This is a genomic window from [Flexibacter] sp. ATCC 35103, assembly GCF_001975985.1.
Classification (GTDB): domain Bacteria; phylum Bacteroidota; class Bacteroidia; order Flavobacteriales; family Flavobacteriaceae; genus Flavobacterium.
Genome location: NZ_MTQF01000010.1, coordinates 37,319 through 49,007, shown reverse-complemented (window position 1 = coordinate 49,007; position 11,689 = coordinate 37,319). Strand labels below are relative to the sequence as shown.

At 34.9% G+C, this 11,689-nt stretch carries 9 protein-coding genes; 4 read left to right on the top strand and 5 right to left on the bottom strand.

What is annotated here, in order from left to right; genetic code table 11:
• Nucleotides 1-28: 28 nt before the first annotated feature.
• From BXU01_RS18640 to BXU01_RS18630, 3 genes are all read left to right on the top strand, one after another.
• Nucleotides 29-1,339, top strand: a complete 1,311-nt coding sequence (locus tag BXU01_RS18640; protein WP_055092386.1) for a TolC family protein — start codon at nt 29-31, stop codon at nt 1,337-1,339.
• A gap of 26 nt (nt 1,340-1,365) precedes the next feature.
• A complete protein-coding gene (locus tag BXU01_RS18635) occupies nt 1,366-2,229 on the top strand; it encodes a bestrophin family protein (RefSeq protein ID WP_083694691.1) in 864 nt (287 codons plus the stop codon).
• A 72-nt stretch (nt 2,230-2,301) separates the two neighbouring features.
• Nucleotides 2,302-3,225 carry an AraC family transcriptional regulator N-terminal domain-containing protein gene (locus BXU01_RS18630; protein ID WP_083694689.1) on the top strand — a complete coding sequence of 308 codons (924 nt, stop codon included), beginning with the start codon at nt 2,302-2,304 and terminating at the stop codon, nt 3,223-3,225.
• Between the two features lie 284 nt (nt 3,226-3,509).
• Here the strand turns inward: BXU01_RS18630 and BXU01_RS18625 are convergent, their stop codons facing one another.
• Nucleotides 3,510-3,884, bottom strand: coding sequence for a DUF779 domain-containing protein (locus BXU01_RS18625; RefSeq protein ID WP_083694686.1), 375 nt, complete (start codon nt 3,882-3,884; stop codon nt 3,510-3,512).
• A 76-nt stretch (nt 3,885-3,960) separates the two neighbouring features.
• Entirely contained in the window at nt 3,961-5,466 is a 1,506-nt protein-coding gene (locus tag BXU01_RS18620; RefSeq protein WP_083694898.1) for an aldehyde dehydrogenase family protein, read from the bottom strand.
• A 274-nt stretch (nt 5,467-5,740) separates the two neighbouring features.
• Between BXU01_RS18620 and pheT the strand changes: the two genes are divergently transcribed.
• Entirely contained in the window at nt 5,741-8,161 is a 2,421-nt protein-coding gene (gene pheT / locus BXU01_RS18615) for a phenylalanine--tRNA ligase subunit beta (protein ID WP_083694684.1), read from the top strand.
• A gap of 54 nt (nt 8,162-8,215) precedes the next feature.
• Here pheT and BXU01_RS18610 read toward each other — a convergent pair whose 3' ends face one another.
• The 3 genes from BXU01_RS18610 to BXU01_RS18600 are packed head-to-tail and all read right to left on the bottom strand — an operon-like array spanning nt 8,216 to nt 11,645.
• Nucleotides 8,216-9,454, bottom strand: a complete 1,239-nt coding sequence (locus BXU01_RS18610; RefSeq protein ID WP_083694682.1) for a peptidoglycan-binding domain-containing protein — start codon at nt 9,452-9,454, stop codon at nt 8,216-8,218.
• Between the two features lie 12 nt (nt 9,455-9,466).
• The gene (locus BXU01_RS18605) at nt 9,467-11,137 is read right to left on the bottom strand and encodes a S8 family serine peptidase (protein WP_083694680.1); all 1,671 of its coding nucleotides are present in this window, start codon (nt 11,135-11,137) and stop codon (nt 9,467-9,469) included.
• On the bottom strand, nt 11,121-11,645 hold the full coding sequence (locus BXU01_RS18600; RefSeq protein ID WP_083694678.1) for a hypothetical protein: 525 nt from the start codon (nt 11,643-11,645) through the stop codon (nt 11,121-11,123). The genes BXU01_RS18605 and BXU01_RS18600 overlap by 17 nt, the downstream gene beginning before the upstream one ends.
• Between the last annotated feature and the right edge of the window lie 44 nt (nt 11,646-11,689).

Genomic DNA, 11,689 nt, shown 5'->3' with positions numbered 1-11,689 from the left:
GTTTAATTCACAGCTAACAATTCATCATATGAAAACTAAAATAACAGTAATAAGCCTCGTTTTATTTTTGTTTTGTATAGCAAAAAGCAACGCGCAAGAAGTCTTAACTATAGAAGACGCTATGAAAATAGCTTTAGAAAATAATTTTGAAATTAAGATCGCCAAAAACAATTCTAAAATTAGCGAAACCAATGTAACAGTTGGAAACGCAGGAATGCTTCCTACGGCTACGGCTTCAATTACAGACAATAACAGTGTTACAAATTCATCTCAGACTCGTCAGGATGGAACTTCAACTTCTTTAAACAATGCCAAAAACAACAGTTTGAATTATGGTGTAAGTTTGGGCTGGACGGTTTTTGACGGTATGAAAATGTTCGCCAGATTAGATCAGTTAAAAGAGTTACAAAAGCTTGGCGATGCGGAACTTAAAAGAACCATTTTAGTCAAAATTGGTCAGGTAAATTCTGCTTACTATGATTTAGTACAACAACAGCAGCAATTATCGGCATTAGATACTACAATTGTAATTTCGAAACAGCGTTTAACCCTTGCACAAAACCGTTTTACAATAGGAAAAGCATCCAAACTTGAAGTTTTAAATGCTCAGGTTGATTTAAACTCAGATCAGGTTGCTTTATTAAGACAGAAAGAATCGTATGCAAATGCTAAAATTTTACTGAACCAGTATTTAGCCCGCGACCCAAAAATTAATTTTACAGTTACTAATCAGGTTACTGTCGACAATAAATTGGTTCTGATTGATTTAATGGAATTGGCAAAAAAGCAAAACCCTGCTTTAGAATCGCAAATAATAAACAAACGAATTGCAGAATTACAGCTTAAACAAATAAAGGCAGATCGTTATCCTGTTGTAAACTTAACATCCGGATATAATTTTGCCGAAAGCCAGTCTAGTTTAGGTTTCACAAGTGAATCTTCTTCAAAGGGTTTTAATTATGGTTTTAACGCAACACTAAACATATTTGATGGCTTTAACCAGCATCGAAATGAAAAAGTAGCAAAATTGCAAATTGAGAATACCCAAATTGCGATCGAACAGCAAAATATGATTTTAGACACACAATTAAGTACTGCTTTTCAAACGTATTTAACCAATCTGGAATTAATTGATCTGGAAGAAGATAACGAAGCTATCGCCAAACAAAACTTAGATATTACACTCGATAAATTTAGAATAGGAACCATCACTACTATTGATTTCAGAACTGCACAGTTAAATTATGTAAATGCAAAAGTACGTTACAGTAATGCTCAATATGAAGCTAAATTATCTGAAATTGCGTTAAAAGAATTAGCAGGAAATATTAATTTTTAAAGTAAATTTGTTTCAAAACAAACTTAATGATCTCATATAATACCAAAGATTGGTTTACTTTTATTTTCCATTTTCATAAATCTGATACCGTTAGAAAGCTGCTTCCGGTTATGATTGCCATCGGGATTTACTCTGCTGTAGTTGGTTATCTTGAAGTTGAATATTTCAAGATTGGAAAAAATGATTATATCCATAACATTCCAATCATGCACGGAATGCTTGGTTTTGTAATTTCGTTATTGCTTGTTTTTCGAACTAATACGGCTTATGACCGCTGGTGGGAAGGCCGCAAATTATGGGGAGGTCTTGTAAATAATAGCCGTAATCTGGCTATTAAACTTTCTGCTATACTTAAGGATGAAAATGATCGAAAATTCTTTAGAAAATTCATTCCTACTTACGCTTCTATTCTGCACAAACATCTTCATGATTCTGAAACCAGCAAACAGCTTTTTGAAGATGTAGATTTAGAAATTGACCATCATAAACACAAACCCAATCAGGTAAAAAGAATGATGTTTCATAAAATCAATGATTTATATGATGCTAAAAAAATTACCGGAGACCAGCTTATTATTTTAAACGAAGAACTGCAATCTTTTACAGATATATGCGGCGCTTGCGAGAGAATAAAAAACACGCCTATTCCCTACTCTTACAGCGCTTTTATCAAAAAATTTATTTTCTTTTACATCATGACATTGCCATTTGGCTACTCGATTAGCCTGGGATATTTTGTAGCTCCGGTCGTTGTTTTTATTTTTTATGTACTGGCGAGTCTCGAGCTTATTGCAGAAGAAATTGAAGATCCGTTTGGCGATGATGAAAATGATCTGCCAACAAAAAAAATCGCTGAAAACATCAAAAAGCACGTCGAAGAATTAATTTAATAAAACGTTAAATCTCAGCTTGCTATTTCTTTTTTGATTAATTTTAAAGAATCCACTTAAAATTTGATCGCAATGAATAATCAACGTGCTTTGATCCGTCCTCCTCAATTATCGAATGAAAAATCATTAAAAACACTAGTCGAAAACAGGACGGTTTATACGCTAAATCATTGTGAATTAAATATTTTTGAAACGTATGAGTCTTCTAAACTTGTTCCGCTAAAATTCAATGATTTTGTGGTAACCAGTATGTTGAGAGGCAAAAAAGTAATGCATCTTTTTGATGAACCCGGATTTGATTATTTACCCGGAGAAACAGTTGTTATCCCGTCAAACGTAGAAATGAAGATTGATTTTCCGGAAGCATCAAGAGAAAATCCAACGCAATGCCTTGCCTTGGCAATCGATAAATCTAAAATAAACGACACTTTAAATTTTCTAAATGAACGTTATCCTAAAGAAGGAATCGATGCGTATTGGCAATTAAATTATCAAAATTATTTCTTTTATAATAATGTAGATCTTGCTACGACAGTCAATAAACTCATTAAGGAATGCATGAGCACTTCCATCACAAAAGATGCCCTTGCTGATTTGACTTTGCAGGAATTGCTAATTAGAATCATCCAGACACAAACTGTAAAATCTATAGATGACGGAATTGCGATTCAAACCAATAATCCAATTTTTGAAGTAACGGAATTTATCAAGCTTAATCTAAAGGAAAATATCAACATGAAAAGCCTGAGCGAAAAAGCCTGTATGAGCACAGCTTCTTTTTACCGTTTCTTTAAACGCGAATTAGGCATGAGTCCGATTGAGTATGTTCTAAATGAAAAAATAAAACACGCCAAGAAATTACTCAGAAATCCCGGAATACAAATTAACGAAGTGTGTTATTTGTCTGGCTTTGAAGACGCTAATTACTTTATAAGATTATTCAAAAAACATGAAGGAATTACGCCTAAGCAATATCAGTTGTTGTATATTAACTAAGGGAGGTTCAAAGGTTTAGAGTTGCAAAGGGACAAAGGTTTTTTATGATGTTTTTTCAAAACATTTATTTTACAACGTTTATTCTCAACGTTTATCGTAGAGACGCACAGCAGTGCGTCTACGTTCCAATTATTTATATTTTATGTTAGACGTACCGCTGTGCGTCTCTACGGTCAATCTTTGTCGCTTTGCAACTATTTCCAATTTCCATATCATATGTTAGACGCACTGCTGTGCATCTCTACGGTCAATCTTTGTCGCTTTGCACCTCTGAACCTTTCAACCTATTCAATAAAACTAACCGGTTCTAAATCTTTCTCTTCTTTTTCGGTAAAAATCCGGTATTCAATTTGAAACGTTTTCTTTAATGGGGTTTCTAATGAAAAACCTCCTACTCCAAAAGCATCAATTACTTTTAGTGTAAAATGTGCATGTTTCCAGTATTCGAATAAATCCTTATCGACCCAGAACTCTGTATCTTCGATTGTACCAATGCAAACATCTCCCATTCTTTGGTAATATCCTCCTTTCTCAAAACACTGTGGCTGTGTTCCCTCACAACAACCTCCGGCTTGATAAAACATGAGATCACCGTGTTTTTCTTTTAGAATTTTTATTAATTCAATAGCTTCATCTGTGGCATCAAGTCTCTTTATCATGGTATTGTTTTTAAATTAAATTTACAAAAAAAAGGTAAGTCAGAAACTTACCTTTTCGAACCAACATAATAACTAATTAAAAGAAACCAAGTTTCTTTTTATCGTAAGAAATCAGCATATTTTTTGTCTGACGGTATTGTCCCAACATCATTTTATGATTTTCACGACCAATTCCGGATTGTTTATAACCTCCAAAAGGTGCTCCGGCAGGATATGAATGGTATTGATTGATCCAGACACGACCGGATTGTATCGCTCTTGGAACCTGATAAATTTCGTGTGCATCACGTGTCCATACTCCTGCGCCTAAACCGTACATGGTATCATTGGCAATCTCGATAGCTTCTTCAGTAGTTTTAAAAGTGGTAACAGCAAGAACAGGCCCGAAAATTTCTTCCTGGAAAATTCTCATTTTATTATGTCCTTTAAACAAAGTAGGCTTGATATAGTAACCTCCTTCAAGATCTCCTCCCAATTTGTTTTCGTCTCCTCCGGTCAGCAACTCTGCTCCTTCTTCTTTACCCAGTTTTATATAGGACATGATTTTTTCTTTTTGCACTAATGAAGTTTGTGCTCCAATCATTGTCGATTTATCTAATGGGTTTCCTGCGATAATCGCTTCGGTTCTTTCGATTACTTTTGCAATAAACTTCTCGTATATATCTTCGTGAATCAATAATCTCGACGGACATGTACAGATTTCACCTTGGTTTAAGGCAAATAAAACAGCGCCTTCAATCGCTTTATCAAAGAAATCATCATCATAATCTGCTACTGAAGGGAAAAAAATATTGGGAGATTTACCACCAAGTTCAAGTGTAACCGGAATAATATTTTCTGTTGCATATTGCATTACAAGACGTCCTGTAGTAGTAGAACCTGTAAATGCTGCTTTCGCAACTTTTTTGTTTGTAACTAACGGACGACCAAGTTCTGCACCAAAACCATTTACTATATTCAGAACTCCCGGAGGAAGGATATCGCCTATTAATTCCATTAAAACTAAAATAGAAATTGGCGTACTTTCTGCCGGTTTTAAAACAATGGTGTTTCCTGCTGCAAGTGCCGGGGCAATTTTCCAGACTGCCATTAAAATAGGGAAATTCCAGGGAATAATCTGGGCTACAACTCCTAAAGGTTCACTTAAAGCAATAGAAACAGTCTGCGAATCCAGTTCTGCAATCGAACTTTCTTCGGCACGAATTACGCCTGCAAAATACCTGAAATGGTCAATTGCCAACGGAATATCTGCTGCAAGGGTTTCACGAATTGGTTTTCCGTTATCGATAGTTTCTACGGTTGCAATATATTCAAGGTTGTCTTCTATTTTTTGTGCAATCTTATTGAGTAAAATACTTCGTTCTGTTACTGATGTTTTTCCCCAGGTTTTGAATGCTTCGTAAGCTGCGTCTACTGCCAGTTCCAGATCTTCTTTACCTGAATGTGCTGCTTTTGTAAATACTTTTCCATCAATTGGAGAAATAACATCAAAGTATTCTCCTTTTACCGGTGCAGTAAATTTACCATTGATATAATTTTCATATTTTGCCTTAAATTCAGGTCTTTGCGCTATAGTACTCATAATTATATTTTTTTGATTCATTTCAAATTTACCTGCATAAATTGAAACAGAATAGCACTTTTCATTCATCTAGTAGCACAAAAATTACATATTCATTTTTATAACTTAGTTTTAATATTTAATTAATAAAATATTGGCGCTAAAAATGCAAACTACTCAATAACAGCACGTTTTAAATGAAATAAAAACAGCTCGAAAAAACCAAATAAATTGTTTCTTACTACCACACGCAATCCTTATATTTGTATCCTTATTCAAGAATAAAAAAGTTAACATGAAAATATCTTACAACTGGTTAAAACAATTCATTAAAACAGACTGGACATCTGAACAAACTTCAGAATTACTAACAGATCTGGGTCTGGAAGTTGAAGTTGTCGAAAAATACCAATCAGTTAAAGGCGGTTTAGAAGGAGTTGTTGTAGGACACGTACTTACTTGCGAAAAGCACCCTGATGCTGACAGATTAAACATTACAACGGTAAATATTGGTTTAGAAGCTCCTATACAAATTGTTTGTGGCGCCGCTAATGTTGCCGCAGGACAAAAAGTACCTGTAGCTACTATAGGAACTATTTTATATGATAAAGATGGTGGTGAATTTACCATTAAAAAAGGAAAAATACGCGGACAGGAAAGCCACGGAATGATTTGTGCCGAAGATGAATTAGGTTTGGGTACAGGACATGACGGAATCATGATTCTGGATGAAGCGCTAATTCCGGGAACACCGGCTGCAGAAGTTTTTCAGATTGCTAATGACGAAGTTTTCGAAATTGGATTAACGCCAAATCGTGCTGATGCCATGAGCCATTACGGAACAGCGCGTGATTTGAGAGCCGGAATGCTGCAACGCGGTGTAAACGTAGAATTAATTACGCCATCTGTGAGTAACTTTAGAGTTGACATGCGTACTTTGAAAATTGATGTAAATGTCGAGGAACCTCTTTTAGCTCCAAGATATTGTGGTGTAACAATTTCAGGAATTTCGGTTCAGGAATCTCCTGCATGGTTACAAGATCGTTTAAAAGCTATTGGATTAACTCCAAAAAATAATATTGTCGATGTTACTAATTATGTTTTGCATGAATTAGGACAGCCGCTTCACGCATTTGATGCTGCAAAAATTAACGGAAAAGTAATCGTAAAAACACTTCCTGAAGGTACAAAATTTGTGACTTTAGATGATGTTGAAAGAACATTACATAAAGAAGATTTAATGATTTGCGACGAAAAAGGCCCGCTTTGTATTGCAGGTGTTTTTGGAGGAAAAAAATCAGGCGTATCAGATGGTACCACTACTATATTCTTAGAAAGTGCTTATTTTGATGCTGTTAGTATTCGTAAAACAGCTAAAAGACACCAATTAAATACAGATGCTTCTTTTAGATTTGAAAGAGGTATTGATCCAACTATTACAGAATATGCATTGAAACGTGCGGCACTTTTAATTCAGGAAGTTGCAGGCGGAAAAATAACTTCTGATGTTGTGGAAGTATATCCTAAAAAAGTAGAAGATTTTTCGGTTTTGTTGAATTTCAGCCATGTATCGAAAATCATCGGACAGGAAATTCCAAAAGATACCATCAAAAAAATCCTTGTTTCTTTAGATATTAAAGTAAACAGTGTTTCTGATTCTGGTTTAGGATTAACAATTCCGGCGTATCGCGTAGATGTGCAGCGTGAAATTGATGTAATCGAAGAGATTTTGAGAGTTTACGGTTATAACAACATTAATTTCTCTAAAAAATTCAATGCAACTGTTTCTAATTCGCCAAGAACAGAAGATTATAAAGTACAAAACGTTATTGCGTCTCAATTAAATTCTCAGGGATTTCATGAAATGATGGCAAACTCTTTAACAACGGCTTCTTATGCTAAGTTATCGAGCGTTTTAAAAGAAGAACACAATGTTACAATGCTGAATCCGCTTAGTAGTGATTTATCTACGATGCGTCAATCGTTATTGTTTTCAGGTTTAGAGGCGATCTCTTATAATATTAACAGAAAAAATGCTGATTTAAAATTATTCGAATTCGGAAAATCGTACCATAAATACCTGAACGGTTATGAGGAACACAAACATCTTACTTTATTGATTTCTGGAAACAGAAATAAGGAAAGCTGGACAAACCCTCAAAAAACTACTGATTTCTTTTTACTTAAAGGATATGTAAAAGGAATTTTAGCCCGTTTAGGAATTGAAAAAATTTCGAATGCGCCGGTTCAGACGGATATTTTCTCTGAAGGAACGGCTATTTGCTACAACAATGATACATTGGTAGAAATGGGTGTGATTAAAAAACCAATACTAAAACATTTTGGAATTAAACAAGATGTTTATTTCGCTGATTTTAACTGGGATTTGATTTTAAAAATCATTACCGGAAAAATTAAATATTCTGAAATTCCTAAATATCCGGAAGTTCGCAGGGATTTAGCGTTATTGATCGATAAGAACACCACTTATGAGAGTATTTATAACCTGGCAAAACAATCTGAAAAAGCGCTTTTAAAAGACGTTAATTTATTTGATGTTTATGAAGGCGAAAAACTTCCGGAAGGTAAAAAGTCTTATGCGTTGAGTTTCACGATTCAGGACAATACAAAAACACTTACAGATGCTCAAATCGATAAAATCATGTCTAAATTGCAACAAACATTTGAGACGGAGCTTGGAGCAAGTTTAAGATAAATCTTGTTTCTCATTATATAAAAAACCCGACTTTACAAAGTCGGGTTTTTTGTTTTAAAAATTAACTCGCGTCGACAATCTTCGCGCTCCGCCAGAATTAGGATGAATCTCATCTCTCCAGTATTCAGAAGAATTTAAAAGCCCGCGGTAATCAATTATTCTGCTTTGAAAGCGATATCCATAATAATTAAAATGATTTTTAATTTGCAATAAAAGCGCATAAAACTTGTCCAGCAAACGTATAATGATATAGGCTTTCAAAATCTCATCTGTAATTCCCAATCGGTCAAGAACAGGTTTTATCCACGGCCCTAAAGGCAAATCTACACCTACAATCGACGGTCTGACTCCCAGTTTAAACAACGGATAATCATAAGTATGCATGTAAAATATCGTATTAGGTGTTGAATGAGCATTTATTATACTGCCAAAACCCAGATAATTTCGCATTATAACAGTAAAAATCCCGTTGAGATTAACGGTATTAAAAAGAGCTGCATCAAACGCCGTTGTATTTAAATACCTTTTATACTGAATGCATTTTTGATATAAGGAATCGCCGGAAGACATGCTTTTTAATTCATTCAGTTTTGCTGCATCCGTAAAAAAAGAAGCATCAAATAAAGTAACTCCTGGATTTAATATTCTGCCCAGTTGAGGAAAAACATCATTTCCGCCTCCGCTAAAATAAATTCTATCAATACGATAACCACTTATATATTGTACAAAATTTGCTTTATCAGCATACATCTGTGAAGTTGTTTCTCCAAATTTGGCCAAGTGCAGACAATTCAGGTTAAGCCTTTGATTGTGATCTGTAATCGTATCATACAAATCTAAAATTCTGGGCACGGGATAATCCAGCCACGAATCACCTTCGAAAATAACATTGAGTGTATTGGCATTTCCGGCATTTCGCCTAAAAATAAACGAATTGGTAATAAAAGGCTGATGCAGGGATTCATCAAATTCTTCTGACAAGGAAACACTAGCACCGTTTAATTGTTTCAACGTATTATAGGTTTGGTCATTTGGATTAATAATTCCAGTAACCTGAACTCCGTTATTTGCCTGAAAATTTAAGATAGAAATAATCGTATTATCCGTTTGGCTGTTTGCAATACTGCCATTTGTCTGAACAGGATATCCTAATGCGTTGAGATAATTTTGAATTTGCAAAACATCTGCAGGATTATTAACAGCATTTAACCCAACACTATTATTTAATATCCTGCGTGGGTTTACAGGATTTCTATTTTGTATAACTGGGATATTCGAAACTAAATTTTCCATTTTATTCCTGATTTATATTATTTTATTAGGATTGATATAACCGTGTCCGGATCTGAAAACTTCGAAATTATTTTCTTTGAAAAAAGCAGTATCACAGGCCGCAAAAAGCTTTTTTCTGATGGCAATAATATCCAGTTCAGGTTCTTTTTCGAGAATTTTCATTACCAGAGAAGCAACATAAGGCGCTGCCATACTGCTCCCACTTTTAGAAGTAAGTTTATTTGACGCCCTGTTTTCGCGACTTGAAGACGAACACGATGATTTTATCTTAAAACCAGGCGCAACAAGTTCCGGTTTCATCCTTCCGTCAGCCGTAGGTCCGGAACTGCTAAAAGACAAAATAGGTTTTGTCTCATCGGTCTGATTGTATGCGCCTACAACGATACTGTATTTCGAATTACAAATAGAATTGGTTGTGTGCGTTTTGTTGGCAATTGCAGGCAAAAAAATAGATTGTCCGCCATCGTCACGCTCAATATAGCAATGATATCGTCCGTTTTTTACTGTTCTGCCAACCAGTTCTATCGTCCAGAATTTTGAATTTAATTTACCATTAATCAGAATATTAATTTGATTTTTATTGGTATTTGGCTCGTTGCATCTGTGAAGGCAAATTCCCACTTCGTCATCATCTTTTATGATTAATTCATCTTTAAAAGGCGTCGAAGAAAGCAGTAAATTCTGATTATCATCATAAATATTGACACTTAATATATCGTCGCCGTGATACCAAATTTCCATTTCGTTTGGCGTACGGTCATTTTTCTTAAACATCCACGGGATTTTCACTTTCTGGTTTGCTTTTATATCGCTGTAAGTATGCACATTTGCCTGATGATAATTTCCTGTACTCTGAACAATCGCTGTTCCTTTTCTGGTGGTCAAAATATAATCTATGATTTGCTCCAGCAAAGTTTCTCCGGTATGTGCATCGCCATGACCTCCTAAACTCATATTAATTACAAGCGGCATTTTATTTGCCGTAACGGTACAAAAATGCAATCCGTGAGATGTTTTTACAGAATCGCCCAAGGATAAATTAGATCCGTTGATATTGTTTAATCCCAGGTCTACTGCGGTAATAGGAACGTTTGGTGCAAAACTTTTTGTTGCAACGGCGCCGTTACCACAGGCAATACCAAGTACGTGTGTACCATGTGTTCCGTTACCAAATAAATCTGTTTTACCGGGATGATAACCCAGTTTTTTAAACGGAAATTCATCTTGCAAAGCGTCATTAATCTGCTCTTTGGTAATAATTCTTCCGTAGCCGTATGCATTGCCATCATATCGATCTGATTGTACCCAGATTTTTTCGAAACGGGTTTTACCGTTCACAATAAAATCAGGATGTGTAAAATCGAAACCAAAATCAATAATTCCAAACATAACATTCGAAACAGGATCGCCGGAAACATTATTTTTATCGAGAATCTGATTTTCAGGAAATTCTTCTATAATTTCATTGGCAGGAACAACAGTGGGAGCTTTTAGGCTTTTTACTTTTTTGCTGTTGTAAATCGAGAGCAAATAACGCCGCTTTGTAGTGATGCTTACAATTTTTCCGAATTCGGTAATGATCTTGCAATTTTCAGGATAATCTTTTTCTTTCTCTAAACGCATAAGCAACGACAACTCCTCGTCCGGATTACCATATAAGATAATTTTAAGCCTGGGATCCATGATTTGGTGTGGCTTTTACGATTTCATCCAGTCTTTTTTCGATTGTTGCAATAGAGTCACTTATTGCAACTTTTTCTTTATCAAAAGATTCCAGTTTTTCCTTTAGACCTGACAGTTCTTCTAGTATTTTATTTTTTAATTCTTTATTACTGGTTGTTATTTCATCTTTAAAAGTCTCCAGCGTTTTTACAGTAACAGCTTCTTCTCCGGGCACAGTAGTTTCTTTTTCAGGATCTTTAGGCGTAGTTTGCGAAGTACCTGATGTTGACGCTGGTAATTCAGGTATACTGTGAGTTACAGGAGGAGTTACTACCGTTAATGAACTGCTGACATTCTCCCCTTCTGATTTTGCTTTGTTATCAATAATTAAATAACTCAGTAAAGGATTTTCTGAAATCATACCTGTCAAAAGCGCCATATTTGTGACTTCCTGATTGCCCGGTACATTATAATAACTCGCCCTGCTGTTTGCTATTACATAATTGATTAATAAATTAAATGGATTCATCTTTTCATATTTTAAGGTTCATAGAAATAAAAGGGCAATTGGGT

Bases quoted from the DNA above. Each gene is read 5' to 3' on its own strand.
- BXU01_RS18620 (WP_083694898.1), bottom strand. From the start codon at position 5,466: ATGAGTACTATAGCGCAAAGACCTGAATTTAAGGCAAAATATGAAAAT.
- BXU01_RS18625 (WP_083694686.1), bottom strand. From the start codon at position 3,884: ATGATAAAGAGACTTGATGCCACAGATGAAGCTATTGAATTAATAAAA.
- pheT (WP_083694684.1), top strand. From the start codon at position 5,741: ATGAAAATATCTTACAACTGGTTAAAACAATTCATTAAAACAGACTGG.
- BXU01_RS18610 (WP_083694682.1), bottom strand. From the start codon at position 9,454: ATGGAAAATTTAGTTTCGAATATCCCAGTTATACAAAATAGAAATCCT.
- BXU01_RS18640 (WP_055092386.1), top strand. From the start codon at position 29: ATGAAAACTAAAATAACAGTAATAAGCCTCGTTTTATTTTTGTTTTGT.
- BXU01_RS18635 (WP_083694691.1), top strand. From the start codon at position 1,366: ATGATCTCATATAATACCAAAGATTGGTTTACTTTTATTTTCCATTTT.
- BXU01_RS18605 (WP_083694680.1), bottom strand. From the start codon at position 11,137: ATGGATCCCAGGCTTAAAATTATCTTATATGGTAATCCGGACGAGGAG.
- BXU01_RS18600 (WP_083694678.1), bottom strand. From the start codon at position 11,645: ATGAATCCATTTAATTTATTAATCAATTATGTAATAGCAAACAGCAGG.
- BXU01_RS18630 (WP_083694689.1), top strand. From the start codon at position 2,302: ATGAATAATCAACGTGCTTTGATCCGTCCTCCTCAATTATCGAATGAA.